Here is a 25,040-nt window from a genome sequence, read left to right as displayed (position 1 = left end):
TTAGTTCGCTTTAAGTTGATAATACTCGGCCAGCGTCATGCCCACCGTGCGCTGCTGCAGCCAGTCAAACAGCTGCTCCAGATCGCGGTACAGCACTTCGATATCCTGTTCAGTTTTGAACGTCGGGCTGCCGCCCGGCATAAACTCGGAGGAGTGCAGCATAAACTCGACGTAGTCATGCCCCTGCGCCAGCGACGTCTCGGCCACGCTGATCATCTTGGCCACGTTGCCGCCACTCGGCCGCAGCCAGTTGACGGACGGCGAACGGCGCTTGCCGCGCAGCCGATCATAGCCCTGCTTGAACGCATTCATCAGCGCCGAATGCTTGTACTGGATGCTCATCGGCACTTCCAGCAGCGCCGAAGCGCCCGGCTTGGCGATGTTCTGCGGATCGATGAAATAGGCCTGCGACGGGAACCGGCTGTAATCGGTACCACCGTTGCCCTGCGGGTTACCCGGCGAAAACTGCCAGTTGACCCGCGGCGTCACAGAACAGTCCACCTGATAGCCGTATTCCAGCAGCAGTGAGGCATAGTATTCGTTGAACGCCCAACGGCCGGCGCGATGGCTAAGCATTTTGGTCTGGAAGGCATCTTCCAGCAGCTTGGTCATGTGATCGACCTTGGCGCGGATCTGATCGGCGGGATACTCGATCAAATAAGGCTTGTGGCGCCAGTCATCGTCGGTCAGCGGCGTCAACGGCGGGCTGTTCCAGGCGTGCAGGTGCATGCCGACCTCGCCGGCGTCGCGGGCGATCACGTCGCGCGCGAACTCGACGTAGGCCGGGTCCATCGCCATTTCATAGTTGGTGAGATAAACCGGCTTGAAGGCGTATTTCTCGCACAGCGCCTGAAAGCGCGGCAAGAAACGTGTGTTTTCGGTCGCGATGCGATCGTGGTTTTGCCACAGATTATCGCCTTCGGTATCAATGGTGATGAGAAACGCCGGTTTAGTCATGAATATCGAGCCTGATATCAACAGAATGCACTATGTTACGCAGGCCGTTTCGCCAGGGCAAACGACTTTGCTGCCTGGTTTGGACAACGTTGAAGCGCATTCGTCCCCGGCTCGGCGATTTTTTTGCGGCCTGGCAAGAAAACCGTGCAACAGTAGCCACATGCGATCGGGTCATTTAGAATCAAAGATTGGTTTCCCAGAAAGCGACTCATGATGAACGACGCGCCAGCACTAACTTCCGCCCCATCCGTACAGCGTATTTTGATCATAAAACTGCGCCATCACGGCGATATGCTGCTGGTCACGCCGGTCATCAGCAGCCTGCGGCAAAACTACCCGCAGGCGCAGATCGATGTGCTGCTGTATCAGGAAACGCAGGAGATGCTGGCCAGTAATCCGGAATTGTCGACGCTGTTCGCCATCGACCGCCAATGGAAGAAACAGGGCGTCCGCGCGCATCTGGGGCACGAGCTGGCGCTGCTGCGCCGCCTGAAGGCGCAGCGCTACGATCTGGTGGTCAATCTGGCCGATCAGTGGCGCAGCGCCATCATCACGCGCCTGACCGGCGCGCGCATCCGTTTGGGCTTCGATTTCCCCAAACGCCGCGGCTTCCTGTGGCGCCACTGTCACACGCAGCTGGTGCCGGTGGACAATCACGCCCACCTGCATACCGTCGAACAAAATCTCTCGTTGCTGGCGCCGCTGAACCTGCCCACGCTCAATGAGCATGTCACCATGAGTTACGATCCGCAGGATTGGCAGACCTGTGAGCAACGGTTGCAGAAACAGGGCGTCGCCGGCAGTTATATTGTGGTGCAGCCCACCTCGCGCTGGTTCTTCAAATGCTGGAGCGAAGAGAAAATGGCCGCCACCCTCACCGCCTTGCAGGCCGACGGACACCAGTTGGTGATCACCTCCGGCCCCGACGCCAGAGAACAAGCCATGGTAGAGCGCATTTTGGCGCTCTGCCCGCCGCAGGGCGTAATCTCGTTGGCCGGCCAGCTGACGCTGCGCCAACTGGCCGCCCTGATTGATCACGCCAAGCTGTTTATCGGCGTGGATTCAGTGCCGATGCACATGGCCGCCGCGCTGCAAACGCCGTGCGTGGCGCTGTTCGGCCCTTCCAAGCTGACTTTCTGGCGGCCGTGGCAGGCTACCGGCGCCGTGATCTGGGCCGGCGACTTCGGCGAACTGCCCGATCCGGACGCCATTGATACCGGCACCGACGAACGGTATCTCGACCTTATTCCTACAGACGCGGTGATTGCAGCCGCGCGGAGCACGCTGGCATGAAAGCATTTCGTTTGGCGATCGTTCGCCAAAAATACCGCCCGGACGGCGGAGCCGAACGTTTCGTTTCCCGCGCCCTGGAAGCGCTGGAACAACAGGATCTCGATCTGAACGTCATCACCCGCGAATGGCAAGGTGACGCCAATCCCAACTGGCACATTCACCTGTGCAATCCGTTAAAGCTCGGCCGCATCAGCCGCGAACGGGGCTTCGCCGTGGCGGCCAGGGCGCTGTGGCAGAAAGAGCGCTTCGATCTGGTGCAAAGCCACGAACGCATTCCCGGCTGCGACATCTACCGCGCCGGCGACGGCGTACACCGCCGCTGGCTGCTGCAACGCGCGCGTCTGCTGCCGGAGTGGCGCCGCAAGTGGCTGTTCTCCAACCGCTATCACCGCTATGTGATGTGCGCCGAACGCGCCATGTACGCCGCGCCGGAGCTGAAAGCCGTCATCTGCAACGCCGAGATGATCAAGCAGGAAATCATCGCCGACTTTGGCGTGCCCGCCGACAAAATCACGGTGATCTATAACGCCATCGACAACCAAAAGTTCCCGCCCGCCGACGAGGCCCAGCGCCGGCGTCTGCGCGAGCAATATCAGATCCCGCAACAGGCGCACTGCCTGGTCTTCGTCGGCTCCGGTTTCGAGCGCAAAGGGCTGGCCGCCGCCATCCGCGCCGTGGCGGTGACCGACAGCCACCTCCTGGTGGTCGGCAAAGACAAGGCCGAAAAACGCTACCGGGCGCTGGCGCAGTCGCTGGGCTGCGGCGATCGCATTCACTTTATGGGCGTGCAGAAACAGACCTTGCCGTTCTATCAGGCCGCGGATGCGCTGCTGCTGCCGACGCTGTACGATCCGTTCCCGAATGTGATTCTGGAAGCCATGTCCTGCGGCCTGCCGGTTGTCACCAGCACCACCTGCGGCGGCGCCGAGTTTATCACCCCTGGCCAGAACGGCTTTGTGACGGACGCGCTCGACGTACCGGCCATCACGGAGGCCATTCGGGCGCTGCCGCGCCAGGCACTGGGATCATCCATGGGCGAAGCGGCGAGATTGCGCATTATGACGGCCACGCCGGCGCATCTGTCCGAACAGCTCATTTCCCTCTATAACCGGTTACTGGATTAGCTATGCGTATTCTGATGATCATCGATGGCCTGCCGGGAGGCGGCGCGGAAAAAGTGGTGTTGACCCTGTGCCAGGGCATGCAGCAACAGGGGCATAAAGTTAGTCTGATCTCGCTGCGCGACGTCTGCAATTACCCTATCCCGCCGGGCATTGATTATCAGGTGGTGGCCGATCGCAGCCGTGCCCCCTGGCGCAAGCTGACCGAGCTCTCACGCCGCGCCGCCGCGCTGGATCGGGCGATAGCCGAACACGAGCGCCAACACGGCGCGTTCGATCTGGTGTTCTCCAACCTGCACAAAACCGATCGCATCGTCAGCCGCAGCAAGCGGCTGGCTTCGGATCGCCTGTGGTTCTGCATTCACGGCATTCTCTCCACTTCCTACCTCGGCCATCGCAAGGGCCTGGATCGCTGGCTCAAGCAACGTAAAATCGCCAACGTTTACCAGGGGAGAAATATCGTCGCCGTTTCACAGGCGGTCGGCGACGATCTGCATCGGAACTTGCCGATCCGCCCGCGCCGCCTGGCGGTCATCAACAATCCGTTCGATATCGACGCCATCCGGCAACAGGCGGCGGCGCCTTGCGAACTGGCCGGCCAGGAGTATCTGGTGCACGTCGGCCGCTTTCACGCCACCAAGCGGCATGACCGCCTGCTGAAAGCCTATGCGCTCTCCGGCATTCAGGCGCCGCTGGCTTTGATCGGCACCGGGGATGACACCCGCGTCGCCGAGGTCAAACGTCTGGCGGCAGACTTGGGCATCGCAGAGCGCGTGCTATTCCTCGGTTTCCAGGCCAATCCCTACCCATTTATTCGCCATGCCTCGCTGCTGGTGCTCAGCTCCGACAGTGAAGGGTTTGGCAACGTGCTGGTAGAATCGCTGTTGTGCGGCACGCCGGTGGTCAGCACCCGCTGTCCGGGCGGCCCTGCGGAAATTCTGGAAAAAGCCGGCATGGCTAACGCGTTGGCGGAATTAAACGAAGCGTCGCTGGCAGAAAAAATGGCGGAAATTTACGCCAATCCGCCACAGATAAATCAACAGCAATTGCTGAGCTATGGGCTGGACCCTATTTGCCGTCAATATATTGAGCTGAAAGAAAAATAATAAAAAAATAAATAAGGCAGGTGATACCTGCCTTATTTTCTTCGTTAGCTGAGTGCCTGCATTTTCTGCCAAACCTCATCGACAGAAACATCTTCACAGTGCCCCGACTCACTCTGCAAAATATGATGGCGGCCAGTCCATGGATGCCAGGACGTTTTATCGGTATCGCCAAAGAACACCACCATGTCCTTATTCAACGCGGCGGCAAGATGCATCTGCCCGCCGTCGCTGCACAGCACCCGGTCGCATAAATCAAACCCGCCCAACAGCTCGCGCACTGACGCCGTCGGATAAAGCGCGACGCGTTCGTTTTGGCACAGCGCCAGCAGCTGTTCGGCGCGCTGCCGATCGCCGATGTCGTCCGGCGCCAGCGTGCCCTGCGGCGACCAGAAGATCAGCACGCCGGTGTGGGGATCGGCGGTCAGACGGTTGATGATTTCGGCATAGCGTTCAACCGGCCAGCGTCTTTTCGGGCTGCGGCTGCTGATATGCACGGCGCATACCCGTTCGACCGACGGTAGACGCTCCTGCAGCCGCTGCACCGCCAATTGCCGCTCTTCCGGCGTCAGGAATACCCGCACCGGCGGGATCGGAATGGCTTGATCGGTGATCGCCGATAAATAGCTGTAGGTGTGTTCGACCTGATGGAGGCCGCGGAAATCGTCCTTGCGGAACGGGCGCTGAATCTCTTTCGTGCCCAGATCGGCACCGATGATATGGGTGGCGCCGGCCATTTTTGCTAAACGCAGGCTGTATTTGCAAGGCACCGGGTTGGCCAGAATGACCGCATCGAACTTTATTTTGCGCAGCTTCAGGAAGATCATCAGACGTTCGAAATAAACGCCCAACGTCGTTTCATTTTTCGCCTTGTGCTTGGCCTTTTTATAGACAAAGACTTTCTCGAGATGAGGGTTGTTTTTAACAACGTCCTGGCTGACTTTATTGATCAGCAGATAAACTTTTGCGTCTGGATAGGCAATTTTCACCCCTTCAATCAAGGGCGTAGTGCAAACAAGATCGCCGATGTTGTCGCGGCGAATAATTAAAATATTCTTCATTCCGAGCCTATCGGCGAAATCGCTCGCCGGTTGTCTGAAACTGACACCCAAGGTTACCAAATTAGCGCCTTTCCCTTCCAGTTATGGTACTATTCCGAATAACCCATATAAATGAAATTGATAGAATGTTGCTGCGTTTATATCAGGTACTACTCTACCTCATCCAACCCCTGATCTGGCTCCGCTTACTGCTGCGCAGCCGCAAAGCTCCAGCCTACCGTAAACGCTGGGCGGAACGCTATGGCTTCTGCGCCGGGAAAGTCGTGCCGGGCGGCATTATGCTGCATTCCGTCTCCGTCGGCGAAACGCTGGCGGCCATCCCGCTGGTGCGGGCGCTGCGCCATCGTTACCCCGCTTTGCCGATAACTGTGACCACAATGACCCCGACAGGTTCAGAACGCGTCCAGTCCGCTTTCGGCAAAGACGTGCATCATGTCTATCTGCCCTACGATCTGCCCGGTTCCATGAACCGCTTCCTCGACCAGGTGAATCCCAAGCTGGTGATCATCATGGAAACCGAGCTATGGCCTAACCTGATCAACGCACTGCATCAGCGGCAAATCCCCCTGGTGATCGCCAATGCGCGCCTGTCGGCTCGCTCCGCCGCTGGCTACAAGAAAATTGGCGGATTCATGCGCGATATGCTGCGCCGCATTACGCTGATCGCCGCACAGAACCAGGAAGACGGCGATCGGTTTATCGAACTGGGCCTGAAACGCTCGCAGCTGGCCGTAACCGGCAGCCTGAAATTCGATATCTCCGTCACCCCAGAGCTGGCCGCCCGCGCCGTTACATTGCGCCGCCAATGGGCGCCGCGCCGCCCGGTGTGGATCGCCACCAGCACCCATGACGGTGAAGAAACCATCCTGCTGGAAGCGCACCGCAAACTGCTGGAAAAACACCCCGACCTGCTGCTGATCCTGGTGCCGCGTCACCCGGAGCGCTTCCCGACCGCCAAAGAGCTGGTGCAGAAGGCCGGCTTCAGCTACACCCTGCGCAGCAGCGGCGAAATCCCGTCCGGCAGCACCCAGGTGGTGATCGGCGATACCATGGGCGAACTGATGCTGCTGTACGGCATCGCCGATCTGGCCTTTGTCGGCGGCAGCCTGGTGGAACGCGGCGGGCACAACCCGCTGGAAGCCGCCGCGCACGCCATCCCGGTGCTGATGGGCCCACATACCTTCAACTTTAAAGACATCTGCGCCAAGCTCTCGCAGGCCGAAGGCCTGATCACCGTGACCGACGTGGATTCGCTGGTGAAGGAAGTGGAAACCCTGTTGACCGACGAAGATTACCGTCGCTACTACGGCCGCCATGCGGTGGAAGTGCTGTATCAGAATCAGGGAGCGTTGCAGCGCCTGCTGCAGCTGCTGGAACCGCACCTGCCGCCCCGGAGTCACTGAATGAGCAGCCGCAAAAGCCTGTCGGTGGTGATGATCGCCAAAAACGAAGCCGGGCTGTTGCCGGACTGCCTGCGCTCTGTCGCCTGGGCCGATGAAATCATCGTGCTGGACTCCGGCAGCGAGGACGACAGCGTCGCCGTCGCCGAAAGTCTGGGCGCCAAAGTCTTCACGCACACCGACTGGCAAGGATTCGGCAAGCAGCGTCAGCTGGCGCAAAGCTACGCCAGTCATGACTACGTTTTGATGATCGACGCCGACGAACGCGTCACCCCCGAGCTGCGGCAATCCATCGAGCGGGTGTTGAACGCACCGGACGACGGCGCCGTCTACAGCTGTGCGCGGCGCAACCTGTTCCTTGGCCGTTTCATGCGCCACAGCGGCTGGTATCCCGACCGCGTCAACCGCCTGTACGCCAACCAACGCTATCGCTATAACGACGATCTGGTGCACGAATCGCTGAACATCGGCGACGCCAAAGTGATCCCCCTCAGCGGCGATATGCTGCACCTGACCTGCCGCGACTTCTTCGCCTTCCAGCGCAAACAGCTGCGCTATGCCGAAGAGTGGGCCACGCAACGCCACCGGGCCGGCAAGCGTTGCGGCTATCTGTCCATCCTGACCCACACGCTCGGTGCCTTCGTCAAAACCTGGCTGCTGCGGGCCGGTTTCCTTGACGGTAAACAGGGGTTGCTGTTAGCGGTGGTCAACGCGCAATATACCTTCAATAAATATGCCGCATTATGGGCATTGGGCCGCAACTACTCAGAGAAGTGAATCATGACCAGCAAAGCCATCTATCCCGGGACCTTCGATCCCATGACCAACGGCCACCTGGATTTAGTGACGCGCGCGTCGCTGATGTTCGATCACGTGATTCTGGCCATCGCCGCCAGCCCGAGCAAAAAGCCGCTGTTCAGCCTGGATGAGCGCGTGGCGCTGGCGACGCAGGTCACCTCGCATCTGGACAATGTGGAAGTGCTGGGTTTCAGCGAGCTGATGGCGCACTTTGCCGCTCACCAGAATGCCAATATCCTGGTGCGCGGCCTGCGGGCGGTGTCTGACTTTGAGTACGAATTGCAGCTGGCGAACATGAACCGCCATTTGATGCCGACGCTGGAAAGCGTGTTCCTGATGCCTTCCGAAGAGTGGTCGTTCATCTCCTCTTCACTGGTGAAAGAGGTCGCGCGTCACGGCGGCGATATCGCGCCTTTCCTGCCTGACGTGGTTACGCAGGCGCTGATGGCGAAGCTCGCCGCCGAGTGATGCTCAGCGCTGGCAGCGCCGGCAAAAGAAGGTGCTGCGCTGCCCGTGCTTGGCGGATTCGATCGGCGTGCCGCACGCGCGGCAAGGTTCTCCCGCCCGCCCGTAAACCTGCAACTCCTGCGCGAAATACCCCGGTTTGCCGTCCGACTGCAAAAAGTCGCGCAATGTCGTACCGCCCTGCTCGATGGAGCGCTGCAACACCGCCTTGATGGTCTTCACCAGCCGTTCCGCTTCGGCTTTGCTCAACGATCCCGCCGGACGATCGGGCAGGATCCCGGCGCTGAACAGCGATTCACTGGCGTAAATGTTACCGACGCCGACCACCAGCTTGTTATCCATCAGCCACGGTTTGATCAGCGTGCGCTTATTGCGTGATTTTTCATACAGGTAGTCGCCGTTGAACGCTTCACTCAGCGGTTCCGGCCCCAGATGCGCCAACACGCTGCTGGTCGCCAGGTCTTCGCACCACAGCCAGGCGCCGAAACGGCGCGGATCGGTATAGCGCAGGATCATGCCGTTGCTGATCACCAAATCGACGTGGTCGTGTTTGCCCGCTTCATCTTCGTTCTCCTCGCGCAGCATGCGCAGGCTGCCCGACATGCCCAGGTGCACGATAATCCAACCGTTCTCCAGCTCGATCAGCAGGTATTTGGCACGGCGCTGCACGCTGAGCACCGGCCTATCGCTCAGCGTCAGGATCTGCTCGGAAACCGGCCAGCGCAGGCGCGCGTTGCGCACCACCGCATACTGAATGCTGTGGCCGACAAGATAAGGCTCTATACCGCGTCTGCTCGTCTCAACTTCCGGTAATTCAGGCATCTGGCTTCCCCTCCGACGTTTTCTACCCTTTATAAAACAAAAAACCCGGCCAAGGCCGGGTTTTTCATTAATCCACTAAAATTATTTAATTTTAGCTTCTTTGTATACTACGTGCTGACGGACAACTGGATCGAATTTCTTCAGTTCCAATTTTTCCGGCTTAGTACGCTTGTTCTTCGTGGTGGTATAGAAGTGACCAGTACCAGCAGAAGAAACCAGCTTGATCTTCTCGCGAACACCTTTAGCCATGATTCAGTTCCTTAATACTTCTCACCACGGGCACGCAGATCGGCCAGAACCGTCTCAATACCCTTCTTATCGATAACACGCATACCTTTAGCAGATACACGCAGAGTTACAAAGCGCTTCTCAGCCTCAACCCAAAAACGGTGTGAGTGCAGGTTAGGCAGAAAACGGCGTTTGGTCGCGTTCATTGCGTGGGAACGGTTGTTACCGCTCACCGGGCGCTTGCCAGTAACTTGGCAGACTCGGGACATGTCTATTCTCCAAAAATCAAATCAGCTCGAGCTTCGTATAGGGTATGGCCGCCTCGTCAGGCTTTTAGAGCCCATCTCAGCAAACTTCATACTGAGGAGACTCTCGTCATCAGGTAGAAACCACACATCAGGTCAGAAACCTGCTGAGATAGGCTCTTGCGCCAAACCCAAGATTCTCAAAGGTGGCGTAGTATACGCTCTGAAGCGTAAGTGCTCAAGTCCCGAACAGCTAAAGATCCCACAAGGATCGCGAAAAAATCGCTTAAAGCCATCCGCGCTCGGCAAAAGAGACGCATTCACCCCGACCGATCACCAAATGATCGAGCACTCGGATCTCCAATAACTGGCAGGCTTTCACCACCTGTTCCGTTATCAAACGGTCGGCATGACTGGGTTCAGCCTTACCCGAGGGGTGATTATGCGCGAGAATCAGCGCGGCGGCATTAGCCTTCAACGCTTCACGCACAATTTCTCTCGGGTAGACGACGACGCTGCTGATGGTACCAGCAAACATCTCCTGATGGCGAATAACCCGGTGCTGATTGTCTAAAAACAATACCAAAAAGACCTCTCGCTCACGATGGGCCAGCAGGCTTTGCAGATAATGCTGGGTGACGCGCGGATTGAGCATGGCGTTTTCCTGCGACAAATGGCTGGAAAAGAAGCGCAGCGCCAGCTCGGCAATCGCCTGCAGCTGCGTATAGCTGGCATCCCCCAGGCCTTTTTGGCTACAAAAAGCCTGATGATCGGCCGACATCAGGTGATAAAGCGAGCCGAACCGGCGCAGCAGCTGCTCCGCCAGCTGCATCACGTGCACGCCGGGCAATCCGGTGCGCAAGAAAATGGCCAACAGCTCTGCGTCGGACAGCGCCGCCGCCCCCTGCATCAACAGCTTTTCACGCGGCGCCAGCGCGCCCGGCCAGCACGCCACAATCGGGTTGCTCATCGTGTTCCTCCCTGAAAGGGCTACAGCATGCCATGTGCTGCCCGGCGCGTTCGACAGGTGTTTGATAACATTGCGAAGTGTTTCGCAAAGCACAATGTAACGCCCTGCAGCCATTGCGGAATCACTCACCTGAACGGCGGATATGCTAAAATGGCGCATCTTTCGGCTTTCAATCGGACAATGATGATGACGGGACTTTCCGGCAAACATATTGTGCTTGGCATCAGCGGCGGCATCGCCGCCTACAAATGCCCAGAGCTGGTGCGCCGCCTGCGCGACAGGGGTGCAGAAGTGCGCGTGGTGATGACCCACGCCGCCAAGGCGTTCATTACGCCACTGACGCTGCAGGCCGTTTCCGGCTACCCGGTGTCCGACGATCTGTTGGATCCCGCCGCCGAAGCCGCCATGGGCCACATCGAACTGGGCAAGTGGGCGGATCTGGTGATTCTGGCGCCGGCGACCGCCGATCTGCTGGCGCGCGTCGCCGCCGGCATGGCCAACGATCTGCTGACTACCGTCTGCCTGGCGACCGACGCCCCTATCGCCGCCTCCCCCGCCATGAACCAGCAGATGTATCGCGCCGCCGCCACGCAGGCCAACCTGCAAACGCTGCAGACGCGCGGCATGCTGCTCTGGGGGCCGGACAGCGGCAGCCAGGCCTGCGGCGACGTCGGCCCGGGCCGCATGCTGGATCCGCTGGACATCGTCGACCTGGCGAACGCGCATTTCTCCGCCCCGCAGGATCTGCAACATTTGCAGGTTATGATCACCGCCGGCCCAACGCGTGAAGCGCTGGATCCGGTACGTTTCATCAGCAATCACAGCTCCGGCAAAATGGGCTTCGCCATCGCCCGCGCCGCCGCCGCCCGCGGCGCGCAGGTGACGCTGATCGCCGGGCCGGTCAGCCTGCCGACGCCGCCATCGGTCACCCGAGTGGACGTCACCAGCGCGCTGGAGATGGAGCAGGCGGTGCAACAGCGCGCGGCGCAGCAGCAGATTTTCATCTCCTGCGCCGCCGTGGCCGACTACCGCCCCGAGCAGATCGCCGATGAAAAAATAAAAAAACAGGGTGATGAAATCGTCCTCAAGATGGTAAAAAACCCCGATATCGTCGCCGGCGTGGCCGCGATGACCAAAAATCGACCGTTTGTCGTGGGGTTTGCCGCCGAAACCCAGAATGTGGAAGAATACGCGCGGCAAAAACTGGCGCGTAAGAAGCTGGATTTGATTTGCGCTAACGATGTATCGCTTGCAGAGCACGGGTTCAACAGCGACACCAATGCCCTGCACCTTTTTTGGCAGGATGGAGAAAAGCGCCTGGCGCTGAGCGACAAGGCACTCCTTGGCCAACGTTTAATAGACGAGATAGTCAGCCGTTATGATGAAAAAAATCGACGTTAAGATCCTCGACCCGCGTATCGGTCAGGATTTCCCGCTACCGACCTACGCCACGCCGGGCTCCGCCGGTCTCGACCTGCGCGCCTGCCTGGACAGCGCGGTAGAGCTGGCGCCGGGTGAAACCACGCTGCTGCCCACCGGCCTCGCGATCCACATCGCCGACGCCGGCCTGGCGGCAGTGATCCTGCCGCGCTCCGGCCTGGGCCATAAGCACGGCGTCGTGCTGGGCAACCTGGTCGGCCTGATCGACTCCGATTACCAGGGCCAGCTGATGGTGTCCGTTTGGAACCGCGGCCAGAAGCACTTCACCATCGAGCCGGGCGAACGCATCGCGCAGATGGTCTTCGTGCCGGTGGTGCAGGCCGAATTCAACCTGGTGGAAGAGTTCGACAGTAGCGAGCGCGGCGAAGGCGGCTTCGGCCACTCGGGGCGCCACTAAGCGCCACCCAATGCACGATGGCCGGCAGGGAAACGTCGCCTGAACCTTGCCTTTCCGGGGAGAAGGATGTCTCTGCGGCAAGGTTTTACCGCGACAATTGCAGCGCACACCAGGCAGCGCGGAAAAAGGCCGTTAAGGCCGCTGACCCCAGTATCGTAAAAAAGCTATCACATAAGCCGCACAGAGCCTGCTCTGCAGCGGCCGGTGCCCGGGTTTCCGTCAGTTAAGTTTTAGCAAGGGTCTAATCAGACATGGCAGAAAAAGAAAATACGAAAAGGAATCGGCGCGAGGAAATATTGCAGGCGTTAGCCCAGATGCTGGAATCCAGCGACGGCAGCCAGCGCATTACCACCGCCAAGCTCGCCGCAAACGTGGGTGTTTCTGAAGCTGCGCTGTACCGGCATTTCCCCAGCAAGACACGGATGTTCGACAGTCTGATCGAGTTTATCGAAGACAGCCTGATCACCCGCATCAACCTGATCTTGCAGGACGAGAAAGAGACGTTTAATCGTCTGCGCCTGATTTTACTGCTGATTCTGGGCTTTGCGGAACGTAACCCAGGGCTGACGCGCATCATGACCGGCCACGCGCTGATGTTTGAACAGGATCGCCTGCAGGGCCGCATCAACCAGCTGTTCGAACGTATCGAGGCGCAGCTGCGTCAGGTGCTGAAAGAGCGCAAATTGCGCGAAGGCAAAGGCTTCATCGTCGATGAAACGCTGTTGGCCAGCCAACTGCTGGCCTTCTGCGAAGGCATGTTGTCGCGCTATGTGCGTTCGGAATTCCGCTATCGTCCAACGCAGGAATTCGACGCCCGCTGGCCGCTATTGGCGGCACAGCTGCAATAACGAAAACGCCGGGCATGCCCGGCGTTTTTATTTATACCCCGTACTGCTCGCGGTAAGCGCGCACCGCCGCCAGGTGGTCCGCCATTTCCGGTTTCTCTTCCAGATAAGCGATCAGGTCCTTCAGCGTCACGATCGAAATCACCTTGCAGTGATAGTCGCGTTCCACTTCCTGAATGGCGGAGATATCCGCGCGGCCGCGTTCCTGACGGTCGAGGGAGATCAGCACCCCCGCCAGCGAAGCGCCGCTGGCGCCGATGATTTCCATCGACTCGCGGATCGCGGTGCCGGCGGTGATCACATCATCCACCAGCATCACACGCCCCTGCAGCGGGCTGCCGACCAGCGAACCACCCTCGCCGTGGGTCTTGGCTTCCTTGCGGTTAAAGCAGTAAGGCACGTCGCGCTCATGGTGTTCCGCCAGCGCAACCGCCGTGGTGGTGGCGATAGGAATGCCTTTATAGGCCGGGCCAAACAGCAGATCGAAATCGATGCCGGAGTCCATCAGGGCTTCGGCGTAGAAGCGCCCCAACAGCGCAAGATCGCGCCCGGTATTAAACAGGCCGGCGTTGAAGAAATACGGGCTGGTGCGGCCGGATTTCAGGGTGAACTCGCCGAATTTCAATACCTGCTTGTTAAGCGCGAACTCGATAAACTGGCGCTGATAGGCTTTCATTACTGCTTCTCCTCGTCTGAATCTGCTTGGGTCTTGTCATTACTGCCGCCCGATCGTCGGGCATAAAAAAGGCGACTTCTCAGTCGCCTTAAAAAATCAGTCCGCCAGCGCCGCTTTCTGCGCCTGGAAGATGGTTTCGATGCCCCCTCGGGCCAGCGCCAATAGCGCCAACAGCTCATCGTGGCTGAACGGCTCGCCTTCGGCGGTGCCCTGCACTTCAATCATGCGGCCGTCTTCCATCATCACCACGTTCATGTCGGTTTCCGCCGCGGAATCTTCCACATACTCCAGATCGCACAGCGCTTCGCCGTTGACGATGCCGACGGAAACCGCCGCTACCATGCCCTTCATCGGGTTGGCTTTCAGCTTGCCGTTGGCCACCAGGGTGTTCAGCGCATCGGCCAGCGCCACGCAGGCGCCGGAGATGGAGGCGGTGCGGGTACCGCCGTCGGCCTGCAGTACGTCGCAGTCGAGGGTGATGGTGAATTCACCGAGCTTTTTCAGATCCACCGCGGCGCGCAGCGAGCGCGCGATCAGGCGCTGGATCTCCAGCGTGCGGCCACCTTGTTTGCCTTTGGCGGCTTCACGTGCGTTGCGGCTGTGGGTGGAGCGCGGCAGCATGCCGTACTCGGCGGTGATCCAACCTTGCCCCTGGCCTTTCAGGAAGCGCGGAACGCCCTCTTCTACCGTGGCGGTGCACAAGACTTTGGTATCGCCAAACTCAACCAGCACTGAGCCTTCAGCGTGTTTGGTATAGTGACGGGTCAGTGTCAGGGGGCGAACTTGCTGTGGTGCTCTGCCTGCAGGACGCATGGGCTCTCTCCGGCTTCAAATCAACTATTGGCTGCGCATTATACGGGCTTCGTGACGTAATGCCTATCCTGCCCGCAGTCGCGACGCTATAATCGCCCCATCTTTTCCTATTACGGGTACGCATCAATGATCCGCAGCATGACCGCCTACGCCCGGCGTGAAATCAAGGGTGAATGGGGCAGCGCAGCCTGGGAGCTGCGTTCCGTTAACCAGCGCTACTTAGAAACCTACATCCGTCTGCCGGAGCAATTCCGCAGCCTGGAGCCGGTGATCCGTGAACGTATCCGTGGCCGCCTGACCCGCGGCAAAGTCGAATGCAACCTGCGTTTCGAACTGGATCCAAGCGCGCAAAGCTCGCTGATCCTGAACGAAAAACTGGCCAAACAGCTGGTCGAAGCCGCCAACTGGGTGAAAATGCAGAGCGACGAAGGGGAAATCAACCCGATCGACGTGCTGCGCTGGCCGGGCGTGATGTCCGCGCAGGAGCAGGATCTGGACGCCATCAGCGTCGAGCTGATGCAGGCGCTGGACGGCGCGCTGGATGACTTTATCGTCGCACGCGAGAGCGAAGGCGCCGCGCTGAAGACGCTGATCGAACAACGCCTCGACGGCGTCAGCGCCGAAGTGGTCAAAGTGCGCGCCCAGATGCCGAACATCCTGCAATGGCAGCGCGAGCGCCTGGTCAGCAAGCTGGAAGAGGCGCAGGTACAGCTGGAAAACACCCGCCTGGAGCAAGAGCTGGTGCTGATGGCGCAGCGTATCGACGTCGCCGAAGAGCTGGACCGTCTGGAAGCGCACGTGAAAGAGACGCACAACATCCTGAAAAAGAAAGAAGCCGTCGGCCGCCGCCTCGACTTTATGATGCAGGAGTTCAACCGCGAATCGAACACCCTGGCCTCCAAGTCGATCAATGCCGACGTCACTGCTTCCGCCATCGAGCTGAAAGTGCTGATCGAGCAAATGCGCGAGCAGATCCAGAATATCGAGTGATCCTGCCCCTTATGTCATCAAGCCCGCGCCACGCGGGCTTTTTTATGGCTGCAAATCAGCGATAGGCGGCCGCCTGCTCCTCACCGATCAACCCCATTTTCTGCAGCTGCACCGCAATGCTCCAGGTTGAGCGCTCGAACTCATCGCTCAGCGCTTCCAGCGTCGCCCCGGCCGCATGGCTCTCGCGCAGCCGCAGTTTTTCCTCTTCCGGCCAGGGGAAGTAGGCATTGGCAGGTCGGCCCTCGACCAGATTCTTCTGCCGTTTCTCCCCCGGCGTCAGCCTGGCTTTTTTCTGCCGTTCGGATTCACCGTCAAACTCGTTGGCTAACGCGAACAGCAGCCGGATAGCCTCCGGTGCGCAGGCCGCTGAAGCCGGTTTCAACAGCTCGCCGGTGTCGGGATTAACGCCGTTGGCCAGCGCCCTGAGCAAAGTGCCGGTATTCATCGTTCGCCTCCTTGTCCGAGAAAATGCGCGCCGGTCACGGCGCCTGTTCCAAACATGTTTCTCTTCCTCAGCCAAGAAAACCACGCTTTACGTCGGGAAAAATCGCCGATTGCGAACCAGATTCCAGGCGTTTGCACATAAGTAACGGGGATTACATCAAGTTGCGAGCCGGCAGGCCTCTGGGGAGACGGCTCACCGGGGGCTTATGAAAAACTGCCGAGCAGCGCGTGCGGATGACAATCGGCAAGATATCCCGCATGCCATAAGTATTTTGTTCTAATTATCACGCAAGGTAATGAAAGGATGGCGATGCTGTGGCTAAATGTGTTTTTTTCCTGCCCGTGAACCGTACGGACCGTTTATGCCACAAATTCTGCAATTTATTATGGCCCTGGTGGTGATCATCGCCCTGGCGCTGCTGGTCAGCAATAATCGCAAGAAAATCCGCCTGCGCTATATCATCCAGCTGTTGGTGATCGAAGGCGCGCTGGCCTATTTCTTCCTGCACTCCGCCAGCGGGCTCAGCGTGATCAAACACGTCGCCGGCTTCTTCGACACCCTGCTCGCCTACGCAGCCCAAGGATCGGAGTTCGTGTTCGGCGGCATGAGCAAGGATGGTCTGGCGTTCATCTTCCTCGGCGTTTTGTGCCCTATCATCTTTATTTCCGCCCTGATCGGCATTTTGCAGCATTTCCGCATCCTGCCGCTGATCATCCGCCTGGTCGGCACCCTGCTGTCCAAGGTCAACGGCATGGGCAAGCTGGAATCGTTCAACGCCGTCAGCACGCTGGTGCTGGGGCAGTCGGAGAACTTTATCGCCTATAAAGGCATCATCGGCGATATCTCGCCGCGCCGCATGTACACCATGGCCGCGACCGCCATGTCGACGGTTTCGCTCTCCATCGTCGGCGCCTACATGTCGATGATCGACGCGCAGTACGTGGTGGCGGCGTTGATCCTTAATATGTTCAGCACCTTCATCATCCTGTCGATCATCAACCCGTATCAGGTTGAAGACGAGCCGGAGCTGAAGCTGAACAAACTGCATGAAGATCAGAGCTTCTTCGAAATGTTGGGCGAGTACATTCTGGCCGGCTTCAAGATTGCGATGATCATCGCGGCGATGCTGATCGGCTTTATCGCGCTGATCTCCGCCGTCAATGCGCTGTTCTCTGCGGTGCTCGGCATCAGCTTCCAGCAGATCCTCGGCTACGTGTTCTATCCGTTGGCCTGGCTGATCGGCATCCCGGCGGAAGAAGCCCTGAAGGCGGGCAGCATCATGGCGACCAAACTGGTAGCCAACGAATTCGTGGCGATGATTGAACTGAAGAAGATCGCGGCGGAGCTGTCGCCGCGCGGGCTGGGCATTCTGTCGGTGTTCCTGGTGTCGTTCGCCAACTTCGCCTCCATCGGCATCGTCGCCGGCGCCATCAAAGGACTGAACGAGCAGCAAGGCAACGTGGTGTCCCGTTTTGGCCTGAAGCTGGTTTACGGCTCGACGCTGGTGAGCCTGTTGTCGGCGGCCATCGCGGGCCTGGTGCTGTAATCCCCACTCCCGGCCGCAGGGCCGGGAGTTCGCTTTAAAACGCCACGCACACCGGCGCATCCACCCGCATCACCGAATCCTGCGCAAACTGCTGCTTATAGCCGCTGCGCAGCGCCTCGATATTCGCCTCGCTCTCTTTGTCCGGCGCATGGATCAGCAGCAGCGCCTTGCTGTTCTCGCGCGCCAGTTTGCCGTCGTGGCCCAGCCACTGCCCTTTGGCATCAAAGACCGTCAGCCCGTCTTTAAAGCGCGGCGTTACCTGGCTATCGACGAAGGTTTGCCACTCGGCGGCGGTGATCGCCGGCCCCGCAGGGCGGTTCAGGCCGAAGTAGAGCGTTGTCTGCACCAGCGGATCACCGGTGCGGCAAACCGGGGCGGGTGACGTTGCCTGGTGGCCTGGCGCCACGCAGCCGCTCAGCAGCAGGGCGGCCATCACGGCGCCGGCGGCCAGTTTCGAGGAGTTTTTCATCAGCAGTCTCGGTTTCTCGGTTGAAGAATTCGCTGCAAAAAGCATAGTCAGCGATGGAAATCAGCGCTAAATTTCTAATGCTTTTATTAACATCAAGATGTTAATAAAAGCTGTTTATCGGCAATAAAAACGGATTTTGGATTAGCTATATTAATCCGAAACACCATCGGTGAAAAAAACTCAGTGGCGCGCGTCCTCGGCGGCGATTACCCTGCCGGCCATCATTCTGAGGCAAGTACGCTGTGAACCCCTTATGTTACTGAGCATCCTTTATATCATCGGCATCACCGCCGAAGCCATGACCGGCGCGCTGGCGGCCGGCCGCCGCCAAATGGACATGTTCGGCGTGATCATCATCGCCTCTGTCACCGCAATTGGCGGCGGGTCGGTGCGCGATATGTTGCTCGGGCATTTTCCATTGGGCTGGGTCAAACATCCAGAATACATCGTCATCGTCGCGATAGCGGCGATCGTCACCACCTGGGTGGCTCCCCTGATGCGCCATCTGCGCCGCCTGTTCCTGGTGCTCGACGCCGTCGGCCTGATCGTCTTCTCCATCATCGGCGCACAGGTGGCCCTGGATATGGGGCACAGCGCCATTATCGCCGCCATCGCCGCGGTGATCACCGGCGTCTTCGGCGGGGTGCTGCGCGATATGTTCTGCAACCGCATCCCGCTGGTTTTCCAGAAAGAGATCTACGCCGGCATCTCCTTCAGCGCCGCCTGGCTGTATATCGGCCTGCAGCACCTCAGCCTGCCGCACAATCTGGTGGTGATCCTCACGTTGGTCGCCGGCCTGAGCGCACGTCTGATCGCCCTGCGCTTCCGCCTCGGCCTGCCGGTGTTCAACTACCAGCATCCGGATCACTGATCTCGGGGCGGCAACGCGCCGCCGCCGAGGCCAAAACTGCAAAAATGTCGCCCTTCGGCGCGCAAATTCACCCTTTCGACGCTTTTTCCACGCAAAGCCGCGGGCAAAATGCGAGCTAACGCTGCACCCGGCGCGTTAGCCGTGTATACTGTGCGGAGAAAATACACATCCGCTGTTATTGGCATATCAACCGTTATCAACGAACATCATCATGGCTCAAGGCACGCTTTATATTGTCTCTGCTCCCAGTGGCGCAGGTAAATCAAGTCTGATTCAGGCTTTGTTAAAGACGCAACCGCTGTACGACACGCAGGTTTCGGTTTCGCACACCACGCGCGACAGTCGCCCGGGTGAAAATCACGGCGAGCATTATTTCTTCGTCTCGAAAGACGAATTCCGCCGGATGATCGAGCAGGACGCGTTTCTTGAGCACGCCGAAGTGTTCGGCAACTATTACGGCACTTCGCGCGCCGCCATCGAACAAGTCTTGTCGACCGGCGTGGATGTGTTTCTGGATATCGACTGGCAGGGCGCACAGCAAATCCGCGCCAAAATGCCGCAGGCGCGCAGCATCTTCATTCTGCCGCCGTCGAAGGAAGAACTGGGCCGCCGCCTGCGCGGGCGCGGGCAGGATTCCGAAGAGGTGATCGCCAAACGCATGGCCCAGGCCGTGGCGGAAATGACGCATTACGCGGAGTACGATTACCTGATCGTGAACGATGATTTCGATCTGGCGCTGTCCGATCTGAAGACCATCATTCGCGCCGAACGCCTGCGTTTGGGCCGCCAGTTGCTGCGGCATGACGCTTTAATCAGCAAACTATTGGCAGACTGAAGGCAGTTTCAGTATCATGCCCAGTCTTTTCGTCACCTGTGGAGTAGCACAAATATGGCACGCGTAACTGTTCAAGACGCTGTAGAGAAAATTGGTAACCGTTTTGACCTGGTGTTGGTCGCTGCTCGTCGGGCGCGTCAGATCCAGACCGGCGGCAAAGATGCACTGGTTCCGGAAGAGAACGACAAGTACACCGTTATCGCCCTGCGCGAAATCGAAGAAGGCCTGATCACCAGCCAGATCCTCGACGTGCGTGAGCGCCAGGAACAGCAAGAGCAGGAAGCCGCAGAGATTCAAGCGGTTACCGCGATTGCTGAAGGTCGTCGTTAATTAGACTGCGAGTCCGCCTTGTACCTGTTTGAAAGCCTGAATCTGCTGATTCAACGTTACCTGCCCGAGGAGCAGATTAAGCGCCTCAAACAGGCATACCTCGTCGCGCGCGACGCGCACGAGGGCCAGACACGCTCCAGCGGTGAGCCCTACATTACTCACCCGGTCGCCGTGGCCTGCATCCTGGCGGAAATGCGTCTCGATCACGAGACGCTGATGGCGGCGTTGCTGCACGACGTCATCGAAGACACCCCAGCCACCTATCAAGATATGGAACAGCTGTTCGGCAAGAGCGTCGCCGAACTGGTTGAGGGCGTCTCCAAGCTCGACAAGCTGAAGTTCCAGGACAAGAAAGAAGCGCAGGCGGAAAACTTCCGCAAGATGATCATGGCGATGGTGCAGGATATCCGCGTCGTGCTGATCAAGCTGGCCGACCGTACGCACAACATGCGCACCCTCGGTTCGCTGCGCCCCGACAAACGCCGGCGCATCGCGCGTGAAACCCTGGAAATCTACAGCCCCCTCGCCCACCGTCTGGGTATTCATCACCTGAAAACCGAGCTGGAAGAGCTGGGCTTCGAGGCGCTGTACCCAAACCGTTATCGCGTGATCAAGGAAGTGGTGAAAGCCGCGCGCGGCAACCGCAAAGAGATGATTCAAAAAATCCTCTCCGAGATCGAAGGGCGGCTGACCGAGGCCGGCATCGCCTGCCGCGTCAGCGGAAGGGAAAAACACCTCTACTCCATCTACCTCAAGATGCACCTGAAAGAACAGCGTTTCCATTCCATCATGGATATCTACGCGTTCCGGGTGATCGTGAAAGAGGTCGATACCTGCTACCGCGTACTCGGCCAGGTGCACAGCCTGTATAAACCGCGCCCGGGGCGGGTGAAAGATTACATCGCCATTCCCAAGGCCAACGGCTATCAATCGCTCCATACCTCGCTGATCGGCCCGCACGGCGTACCGGTCGAAGTGCAGATCCGCACCGAAGACATGGACCAGATGGCTGAGATGGGGGTGGCCGCGCACTGGGCTTACAAGGAAAGAGAACAGGGCGAAACCGGCACCACGGCGCAGATCCGCGCCCAACGCTGGATGCAAAGCCTGCTGGAGCTGCAGCAAAGCGCTGGCAGTTCGTTTGAATTTATCGAGAGCGTCAAATCCGATCTGTTCCCGGATGAGATTTACGTTTTCACCCCGGAAGGCCGCATCGTCGAGCTGCCCGCCGGCGCCACGCCGGTCGACTTCGCCTATGCGGTGCATACCGATATCGGCCATGCCTGCGTCGGCGCGCGCGTCGATCGTCAGCCATACCCGCTGTCACAGTCGCTGACCAGCGGCCAGACCGTCGAGATCATCACCGCACCGGGCGCGCGGCCCAACGCCGCCTGGCTGAACTTCGTGGTCAGCTCGAAAGCACGTGCCAAAATTCGCCAGATGTTGAAGAACCTCAAGCGCGACGACTCCGTCGGCCTCGGCCGCCGCCTGCTCAACCATGCGTTGGGCGGTAGCCGCAAGCTGGCCGAAATCCCGCAGGAAAACATTCAGCACGAGCTGGACCGCATGAAGCTGGCGACGCTGGACGATCTGCTGGCGGAAATCGGCCTCGGCAACGCCATGAGCGTGGTGGTGGCGAAGAATCTGCAGGGCGATCAGTCCAGCCTGGGCACCACCTCCGGCGTGCGTAACCTGGCCATCAAGGGCGCCGACGGCGTGTTGATCACCTTCGCCAAGTGCTGCCGTCCGATTCCGGGCGACCCGATTATCGCTCACGTCAGCCCGGGCAAAGGGCTGGTGATCCACCATGAATCTTGCCGCAATATTCGCGGCTATCAGAAAGAGCCTGAGAAGTTCATGGCGGTCGAGTGGGATAAAGAGACCGAGCAGGAGTTCATCGCCGAGATCAAGGTGGATATGTTTAACCACCAGGGCGCGCTGGCCAACCTGACGGCAGCGATCAACGCGGCCGAGTCCAATATTCAGAGCCTGAACACCGAAGAGAAAGACGGTCGGGTTTATAGCGCCTTTATCCGCTTGACCACCCGCGATCGCATCCATTTGGCAAACATTATGCGTAAAATCCGTATTATGCCGGATGTGATCAAAGTTAACCGCAACCGAAACTAGCGCTTATGAGTCCTGAACGCTATGCGCGGATTTGTGAAATGCTCGCGACCCGGCAGCCGGATTTGACGGTCTGCCTGGAGCAAGTGCACAAGCCGCATAACGTCTCCGCCATTATCCGCACCGCCGACGCCGTCGGCGTGCATCAGGTCCACGCCGTGTGGCCCACCACCCGCATGCGCACCCTGGTTTCCTCCGCCGCCGGCAGCAACAGCTGGGTCAGCGTTAAAACCCATCCCACCATCGGCGACGCGGTCGGCCACCTGAAAGCGCAGGGCATGCAAATTCTGGCCACCAACCTGTCTGCGCGCGCGGTCGATTTCCGCGAGGTGGACTACACCCGGCCAACCTGCGTGCTGCTCGGCCAGGAAAAAACCGGCATCACCGAAGAAGCGCTGGCGCTCGCCGATCAAGACATCGTCATTCCGATGATCGGCATGGTGCAATCGCTCAACGTCTCCGTGGCTTCGGCGCTGATCCTGTATGAGGCGCAGCGCCAGCGGCAAAACGCCGGCCTGTACCGCCGCGACAACAGCATGCTGGACGAAGAAGAGCAGCAGCGTCTGCTGTTCGAAGGCGGCTATCCGGTGCTGGCCAACGTGGCCAAACGCAAGGGGCTGCCGCGTCCGCAGATCGACGAACAGGGTCAGGTGGTCGCCAGCGCCGAATGGTGGGCGGCCATGCAGGCGACGGTGCGCAAATGAAAGGCCGCCTGCTGGATGCTGTCCCACTCACCACGCTTTCCGGGGTTGGCGCCAGCCAGGCGGGCAAACTGGCCAAGCTTGGCCTCGAGACCATTCAGGATCTGCTGCTGCACCTGCCGCTGCGCTACGAAGACCGCACCCGCCTCTATCCGATCAACGATCTGCTGCCGGGCATCTACGCCACGGTAGAAGGGGAAGTGCTGCGCAGCGACATCAGCTTCGGCCGCCGCCGCATGCTGACCTGCCAGATCAGCGACGGCACCGGCATCCTCACCATGCGCTTCTTCAACTTCAACGCCGCAATGAAGAACAGCCTGGCCACCGGCCGCCGCGTGACCGCCTACGGCGAGATCAAACGCGGCAACCACGGCGCGGAGATCATTCATCCGGAATACCGTATTCAGGGCGAAGCCAGCGAGGTCGAGCTGCAGGAGTCGCTGACGCCGGTCTACCCCACCACCGAGGGGGTGCGGCAGGCCACGCTGCGCAAGCTGACCGACCAGGCGCTGGCGCTGCTGGATACCTGCGCCATCGCCGAACTGCTGCCGCCGGAGCTGAGCGGCGGCCTGATGAGCCTGCCGCAGGCGCTGCACACCCTGCATCGCCCGCCGCCGGACATTCAGCTGGCGGATCTGGAACTGGGCAAACACCCGGCGCAAAAACGCCTGATCCTCGAAGAGCTGCTGGCGCATAACCTCAGCATGCTGGCGGTGCGCGCCGGCGCGCAGAGTTATCAGGCGCAACCGCTGCTGCCGGACGATCGGCTGAAAAACCGTTTTCTCGCACAGCTGCCGTTCTCGCCGACCGGCGCGCAAACGCGCGTGGTGGCCGACATCGAAGCCGACATGCAAAAAGACTTCCCGATGATGCGGCTGGTGCAGGGCGACGTCGGTTCCGGCAAAACGCTGGTGGCGGCGCTGGCGGCGCTGCGCGCCATCGCGCACGGCAAGCAGGTGGCGCTGATGGCGCCGACTGAGCTGCTGGCCGAACAGCATGCCAACAACTTCCGCCAGTGGTTCGAACCGCTGGGGCTGCAGGTCGGCTGGCTGGCGGGCAAACAGAAAGGCAAGGCGCGCATCGCGCAGCAGGAAGCCATCGCCAGCGGCCAGGTATCGATGGTGGTCGGTACCCACGCCATCTTCCAGGAGCAGGTGCAGTTCAACGGCCTGGCGCTGGTGATTATCGATGAGCAGCACCGCTTCGGGGTGCATCAGCGGCTGGCGCTGTGGGAGAAAGGCGAAGAACAGGGCTTCCACGCCCATCAGCTGATCATGACCGCCACGCCGATCCCGCGCACGCTGGCGATGACCGCCTATGCCGATCTCGATACCTCGGTCATCGACGAGCTGCCGCCAGGCCGCACGCCGGTGACCACCGTCGCCATTCCCGATACCCGCCGCGCCGACATCATTCAACGGGTGAAAAGCGCCTGTCTGGAAGAAGGACGGCAGGCTTACTGGGTATGTACGCTGATCGAAGAGTCCGAGCTGCTGGAAGCGCAGGCGGCGGAAGCCACCTGGGAAGAATTGAAAGCCGCGCTGCCGGAGCTGAAGGTGGCGCTGGTGCACGGCCGCATGAAAGCGCAGGAAAAGCAGGCGGTGATGCAGGCGTTTAAACAGGGCGAGCTGCAGCTGTTGGTCGCCACCACGGTGATCGAGGTCGGCGTCGACGTGCCCAACGCCAGCCTGATGATCATCGAAAACCCGGAACGGCTGGGCCTGGCGCAGCTGCACCAGCTGCGCGGCCGCGTAGGGCGCGGCGCGGTGGCTTCACACTGCGTGCTGCTGTACAAAACGCCGCTGAGCAAAACCGCGCAAACGCGCCTGCAAGTGCTGCGCGACAGCAACGACGGCTTTGTCATCGCCCAGCGCGATCTGGAGATCCGCGGCCCGGGCGAGCTGCTGGGCACCCGCCAGACCGGCAGCGCCGAATTCAAGGTGGCGGACCTGTTGCGCGACCAGGCGATGATCCCCGAAGTGCAACGCGTCGCCCGCCATCTCCATCAGCACTACCCGGAACACGCCCAGGCGCTGATCGAACGCTGGCTGCCGGAGAAGGCGCGCTACTCCAACGCATAAAAAAGGGCGCC

The 25,040-nt window shown here is 59.7% G+C and carries 27 protein-coding genes; 17 read left to right on the top strand and 10 right to left on the bottom strand.

The features are described from left to right. Window positions 1-957 carry a polysaccharide deacetylase family protein gene (locus ACJ8J4_RS23945; RefSeq protein ID WP_025304690.1) on the bottom strand — a complete coding sequence of 319 codons (957 nt, stop codon included), beginning with the start codon at window positions 955-957 and terminating at the stop codon, window positions 1-3. A 210-nt stretch (window positions 958-1,167) separates the two neighbouring features. Here ACJ8J4_RS23945 and rfaQ point away from each other — a divergent pair, with 210 nt between their 5' ends. From rfaQ to ACJ8J4_RS23930, 3 genes are read left to right on the top strand one after another with little or no spacing between them, the layout of a single operon-like run. Further along, window positions 1,168-2,250: a putative lipopolysaccharide heptosyltransferase III gene (gene rfaQ / locus ACJ8J4_RS23940; protein WP_043141032.1), complete on the top strand. Its 1,083-nt coding sequence runs from the start codon at window positions 1,168-1,170 to the stop codon at window positions 2,248-2,250. Continuing rightward, window positions 2,247-3,374 carry a glycosyltransferase family 4 protein gene (locus ACJ8J4_RS23935; RefSeq protein ID WP_025304692.1) on the top strand — a complete coding sequence of 376 codons (1,128 nt, stop codon included), beginning with the start codon at window positions 2,247-2,249 and terminating at the stop codon, window positions 3,372-3,374. Before rfaQ ends, ACJ8J4_RS23935 begins: the two co-directional genes overlap by 4 nt. Before the next feature lie 2 nt (window positions 3,375-3,376). Further along, window positions 3,377-4,477 (top strand): glycosyltransferase, encoded by a 1,101-nt coding sequence (locus ACJ8J4_RS23930; RefSeq protein WP_197823193.1) that lies wholly within the window; start codon window positions 3,377-3,379, stop codon window positions 4,475-4,477. A gap of 44 nt (window positions 4,478-4,521) precedes the next feature. Here ACJ8J4_RS23930 and ACJ8J4_RS23925 read toward each other — a convergent pair whose 3' ends face one another. Next, window positions 4,522-5,535: a glycosyltransferase family 9 protein gene (locus ACJ8J4_RS23925; RefSeq protein WP_043141040.1), complete on the bottom strand. Its 1,014-nt coding sequence runs from the start codon at window positions 5,533-5,535 to the stop codon at window positions 4,522-4,524. 125 nt (window positions 5,536-5,660) lie between these two features. Here ACJ8J4_RS23925 and waaA point away from each other — a divergent pair, with 125 nt between their 5' ends. The 3 genes from waaA to coaD are packed head-to-tail and all read left to right on the top strand — an operon-like array spanning window position 5,661 to window position 8,201. After that, window positions 5,661-6,938 carry a lipid IV(A) 3-deoxy-D-manno-octulosonic acid transferase gene (waaA, locus tag ACJ8J4_RS23920; RefSeq protein WP_025304695.1) on the top strand — a complete coding sequence of 426 codons (1,278 nt, stop codon included), beginning with the start codon at window positions 5,661-5,663 and terminating at the stop codon, window positions 6,936-6,938. After that, a complete protein-coding gene (locus tag ACJ8J4_RS23915) occupies window positions 6,939-7,712 on the top strand; it encodes a glycosyltransferase family 2 protein (RefSeq protein ID WP_025304696.1) in 774 nt (257 codons plus the stop codon). 3 nt (window positions 7,713-7,715) lie between these two features. Beyond that, window positions 7,716-8,201, top strand: coding sequence for a pantetheine-phosphate adenylyltransferase (gene coaD, locus ACJ8J4_RS23910; protein WP_004931181.1), 486 nt, complete (start codon window positions 7,716-7,718; stop codon window positions 8,199-8,201). Window positions 8,202-8,204: 3 nt separating this feature from the next. Here the strand turns inward: coaD and mutM are convergent, their stop codons facing one another. The 4 genes from mutM to radC form a co-directional block, all read right to left on the bottom strand. Further along, window positions 8,205-9,020 carry a bifunctional DNA-formamidopyrimidine glycosylase/DNA-(apurinic or apyrimidinic site) lyase gene (mutM, locus tag ACJ8J4_RS23905; RefSeq protein WP_025304697.1) on the bottom strand — a complete coding sequence of 272 codons (816 nt, stop codon included), beginning with the start codon at window positions 9,018-9,020 and terminating at the stop codon, window positions 8,205-8,207. Window positions 9,021-9,101: 81 nt separating this feature from the next. Then, window positions 9,102-9,269, bottom strand: a complete 168-nt coding sequence (gene rpmG / locus ACJ8J4_RS23900; RefSeq protein WP_002442576.1) for a 50S ribosomal protein L33 — start codon at window positions 9,267-9,269, stop codon at window positions 9,102-9,104. A gap of 11 nt (window positions 9,270-9,280) precedes the next feature. Next, on the bottom strand, window positions 9,281-9,517 hold the full coding sequence (rpmB, locus tag ACJ8J4_RS23895; RefSeq protein ID WP_004931195.1) for a 50S ribosomal protein L28: 237 nt from the start codon (window positions 9,515-9,517) through the stop codon (window positions 9,281-9,283). 262 nt (window positions 9,518-9,779) lie between these two features. After that, window positions 9,780-10,463, bottom strand: a complete 684-nt coding sequence (gene radC / locus ACJ8J4_RS23890; protein WP_025304698.1) for a RadC family protein — start codon at window positions 10,461-10,463, stop codon at window positions 9,780-9,782. A gap of 183 nt (window positions 10,464-10,646) precedes the next feature. Between radC and coaBC the strand changes: the two genes are divergently transcribed. The 3 genes from coaBC to slmA all read left to right on the top strand — a co-directional run bounded on the left by coaBC (window position 10,647) and on the right by slmA (window position 13,148). Further along, complete coding sequence (gene coaBC / locus ACJ8J4_RS23885) at window positions 10,647-11,864, top strand: bifunctional phosphopantothenoylcysteine decarboxylase/phosphopantothenate--cysteine ligase CoaBC (protein WP_043141094.1); 1,218 nt, start codon at window positions 10,647-10,649, stop codon at window positions 11,862-11,864. Continuing rightward, entirely contained in the window at window positions 11,842-12,300 is a 459-nt protein-coding gene (dut, locus tag ACJ8J4_RS23880; RefSeq protein ID WP_016929680.1) for a dUTP diphosphatase, read from the top strand. The genes coaBC and dut overlap by 23 nt, the downstream gene beginning before the upstream one ends. Before the next feature lie 251 nt (window positions 12,301-12,551). After that, window positions 12,552-13,148 carry a nucleoid occlusion factor SlmA gene (gene slmA, locus ACJ8J4_RS23875; RefSeq protein ID WP_025304700.1) on the top strand — a complete coding sequence of 199 codons (597 nt, stop codon included), beginning with the start codon at window positions 12,552-12,554 and terminating at the stop codon, window positions 13,146-13,148. Window positions 13,149-13,179: 31 nt separating this feature from the next. Here slmA and pyrE read toward each other — a convergent pair whose 3' ends face one another. Then, complete coding sequence (pyrE, locus tag ACJ8J4_RS23870) at window positions 13,180-13,821, bottom strand: orotate phosphoribosyltransferase (protein ID WP_004931204.1); 642 nt, start codon at window positions 13,819-13,821, stop codon at window positions 13,180-13,182. A 96-nt stretch (window positions 13,822-13,917) separates the two neighbouring features. Continuing rightward, window positions 13,918-14,634, bottom strand: coding sequence for a ribonuclease PH (gene rph, locus ACJ8J4_RS23865; RefSeq protein ID WP_025160305.1), 717 nt, complete (start codon window positions 14,632-14,634; stop codon window positions 13,918-13,920). 126 nt (window positions 14,635-14,760) lie between these two features. On the opposite strand from rph, the gene ACJ8J4_RS23860 reads away from it, so the two are divergent. After that, window positions 14,761-15,624 carry a YicC/YloC family endoribonuclease gene (locus ACJ8J4_RS23860; RefSeq protein ID WP_025304701.1) on the top strand — a complete coding sequence of 288 codons (864 nt, stop codon included), beginning with the start codon at window positions 14,761-14,763 and terminating at the stop codon, window positions 15,622-15,624. A gap of 55 nt (window positions 15,625-15,679) precedes the next feature. Here ACJ8J4_RS23860 and ACJ8J4_RS23855 read toward each other — a convergent pair whose 3' ends face one another. Further along, entirely contained in the window at window positions 15,680-16,069 is a 390-nt protein-coding gene (locus tag ACJ8J4_RS23855) for a hypothetical protein (protein WP_089196363.1), read from the bottom strand. 361 nt (window positions 16,070-16,430) lie between these two features. Between ACJ8J4_RS23855 and ACJ8J4_RS23850 the strand changes: the two genes are divergently transcribed. After that, a complete protein-coding gene (locus ACJ8J4_RS23850; RefSeq protein ID WP_004931212.1) occupies window positions 16,431-17,615 on the top strand; it encodes a NupC/NupG family nucleoside CNT transporter in 1,185 nt (394 codons plus the stop codon). A 34-nt stretch (window positions 17,616-17,649) separates the two neighbouring features. Here ACJ8J4_RS23850 and ACJ8J4_RS23845 read toward each other — a convergent pair whose 3' ends face one another. Further along, window positions 17,650-18,084, bottom strand: coding sequence for a DUF3574 domain-containing protein (locus ACJ8J4_RS23845; RefSeq protein WP_089196364.1), 435 nt, complete (start codon window positions 18,082-18,084; stop codon window positions 17,650-17,652). Between the two features lie 253 nt (window positions 18,085-18,337). On the opposite strand from ACJ8J4_RS23845, the gene ACJ8J4_RS23840 reads away from it, so the two are divergent. From ACJ8J4_RS23840 to recG, 6 genes are all read left to right on the top strand, one after another. Next, the gene (locus ACJ8J4_RS23840) at window positions 18,338-18,955 is read left to right on the top strand and encodes a trimeric intracellular cation channel family protein (RefSeq protein ID WP_025304704.1); all 618 of its coding nucleotides are present in this window, start codon (window positions 18,338-18,340) and stop codon (window positions 18,953-18,955) included. Between the two features lie 211 nt (window positions 18,956-19,166). Beyond that, window positions 19,167-19,790 carry a guanylate kinase gene (gene gmk, locus ACJ8J4_RS23835; protein ID WP_033636481.1) on the top strand — a complete coding sequence of 208 codons (624 nt, stop codon included), beginning with the start codon at window positions 19,167-19,169 and terminating at the stop codon, window positions 19,788-19,790. 54 nt (window positions 19,791-19,844) lie between these two features. Then, on the top strand, window positions 19,845-20,120 hold the full coding sequence (gene rpoZ / locus ACJ8J4_RS23830) for a DNA-directed RNA polymerase subunit omega (protein ID WP_004931221.1): 276 nt from the start codon (window positions 19,845-19,847) through the stop codon (window positions 20,118-20,120). Window positions 20,121-20,138: 18 nt separating this feature from the next. Further along, window positions 20,139-22,250 carry a bifunctional GTP diphosphokinase/guanosine-3',5'-bis pyrophosphate 3'-pyrophosphohydrolase gene (spoT, locus tag ACJ8J4_RS23825; RefSeq protein ID WP_015379445.1) on the top strand — a complete coding sequence of 704 codons (2,112 nt, stop codon included), beginning with the start codon at window positions 20,139-20,141 and terminating at the stop codon, window positions 22,248-22,250. Window positions 22,251-22,255: 5 nt separating this feature from the next. Next, window positions 22,256-22,951, top strand: coding sequence for a tRNA (guanosine(18)-2'-O)-methyltransferase TrmH (gene trmH / locus ACJ8J4_RS23820; RefSeq protein WP_033639122.1), 696 nt, complete (start codon window positions 22,256-22,258; stop codon window positions 22,949-22,951). Next, the gene (recG, locus tag ACJ8J4_RS23815) at window positions 22,948-25,029 is read left to right on the top strand and encodes an ATP-dependent DNA helicase RecG (RefSeq protein ID WP_043141057.1); all 2,082 of its coding nucleotides are present in this window, start codon (window positions 22,948-22,950) and stop codon (window positions 25,027-25,029) included. Before trmH ends, recG begins: the two co-directional genes overlap by 4 nt. The last annotated feature ends 11 nt before the right edge of the window (window positions 25,030-25,040 follow it).

The sequence above is a fragment of the Serratia sp. CY47280 genome, assembly GCF_052168655.1.
GTDB classification, from domain to species: domain Bacteria; phylum Pseudomonadota; class Gammaproteobacteria; order Enterobacterales; family Enterobacteriaceae; genus Serratia; species Serratia bockelmannii.
Note: the sequence above shows the minus strand (reverse complement) of the source record. Positions and strands in the feature narration are given on the sequence as shown.

Excerpts from the sequence above, each read along its gene's own strand:
- coaBC (WP_043141094.1), top strand. The coding sequence starts at position 10,647 with ATGATGACGGGACTTTCCGGCAAACATATTGTGCTTGGCATCAGCGGC.
- ACJ8J4_RS23840 (WP_025304704.1), top strand. The coding sequence starts at position 18,338 with ATGTTACTGAGCATCCTTTATATCATCGGCATCACCGCCGAAGCCATG.
- slmA (WP_025304700.1), top strand. The coding sequence starts at position 12,552 with ATGGCAGAAAAAGAAAATACGAAAAGGAATCGGCGCGAGGAAATATTG.
- rph (WP_025160305.1), bottom strand. The coding sequence starts at position 14,634 with ATGCGTCCTGCAGGCAGAGCACCACAGCAAGTTCGCCCCCTGACACTG.
- recG (WP_043141057.1), top strand. The coding sequence starts at position 22,948 with ATGAAAGGCCGCCTGCTGGATGCTGTCCCACTCACCACGCTTTCCGGG.
- ACJ8J4_RS23845 (WP_089196364.1), bottom strand. The coding sequence starts at position 18,084 with ATGAAAAACTCCTCGAAACTGGCCGCCGGCGCCGTGATGGCCGCCCTG.
- gmk (WP_033636481.1), top strand. The coding sequence starts at position 19,167 with ATGGCTCAAGGCACGCTTTATATTGTCTCTGCTCCCAGTGGCGCAGGT.
- ACJ8J4_RS23915 (WP_025304696.1), top strand. The coding sequence starts at position 6,939 with ATGAGCAGCCGCAAAAGCCTGTCGGTGGTGATGATCGCCAAAAACGAA.
- radC (WP_025304698.1), bottom strand. The coding sequence starts at position 10,463 with ATGAGCAACCCGATTGTGGCGTGCTGGCCGGGCGCGCTGGCGCCGCGT.
- ACJ8J4_RS23855 (WP_089196363.1), bottom strand. The coding sequence starts at position 16,069 with ATGAATACCGGCACTTTGCTCAGGGCGCTGGCCAACGGCGTTAATCCC.
- trmH (WP_033639122.1), top strand. The coding sequence starts at position 22,256 with ATGAGTCCTGAACGCTATGCGCGGATTTGTGAAATGCTCGCGACCCGG.
- dut (WP_016929680.1), top strand. The coding sequence starts at position 11,842 with ATGATGAAAAAAATCGACGTTAAGATCCTCGACCCGCGTATCGGTCAG.
- rpmG (WP_002442576.1), bottom strand. The coding sequence starts at position 9,269 with ATGGCTAAAGGTGTTCGCGAGAAGATCAAGCTGGTTTCTTCTGCTGGT.
- ACJ8J4_RS23925 (WP_043141040.1), bottom strand. The coding sequence starts at position 5,535 with ATGAAGAATATTTTAATTATTCGCCGCGACAACATCGGCGATCTTGTT.
- rpmB (WP_004931195.1), bottom strand. The coding sequence starts at position 9,517 with ATGTCCCGAGTCTGCCAAGTTACTGGCAAGCGCCCGGTGAGCGGTAAC.
- ACJ8J4_RS23850 (WP_004931212.1), top strand. The coding sequence starts at position 16,431 with ATGCCACAAATTCTGCAATTTATTATGGCCCTGGTGGTGATCATCGCC.
- rpoZ (WP_004931221.1), top strand. The coding sequence starts at position 19,845 with ATGGCACGCGTAACTGTTCAAGACGCTGTAGAGAAAATTGGTAACCGT.
- coaD (WP_004931181.1), top strand. The coding sequence starts at position 7,716 with ATGACCAGCAAAGCCATCTATCCCGGGACCTTCGATCCCATGACCAAC.
- ACJ8J4_RS23945 (WP_025304690.1), bottom strand. The coding sequence starts at position 957 with ATGACTAAACCGGCGTTTCTCATCACCATTGATACCGAAGGCGATAAT.
- waaA (WP_025304695.1), top strand. The coding sequence starts at position 5,661 with ATGTTGCTGCGTTTATATCAGGTACTACTCTACCTCATCCAACCCCTG.
- ACJ8J4_RS23860 (WP_025304701.1), top strand. The coding sequence starts at position 14,761 with ATGATCCGCAGCATGACCGCCTACGCCCGGCGTGAAATCAAGGGTGAA.
- ACJ8J4_RS23935 (WP_025304692.1), top strand. The coding sequence starts at position 2,247 with ATGAAAGCATTTCGTTTGGCGATCGTTCGCCAAAAATACCGCCCGGAC.
- mutM (WP_025304697.1), bottom strand. The coding sequence starts at position 9,020 with ATGCCTGAATTACCGGAAGTTGAGACGAGCAGACGCGGTATAGAGCCT.
- rfaQ (WP_043141032.1), top strand. The coding sequence starts at position 1,168 with ATGATGAACGACGCGCCAGCACTAACTTCCGCCCCATCCGTACAGCGT.
- pyrE (WP_004931204.1), bottom strand. The coding sequence starts at position 13,821 with ATGAAAGCCTATCAGCGCCAGTTTATCGAGTTCGCGCTTAACAAGCAG.
- ACJ8J4_RS23930 (WP_197823193.1), top strand. The coding sequence starts at position 3,377 with ATGCGTATTCTGATGATCATCGATGGCCTGCCGGGAGGCGGCGCGGAA.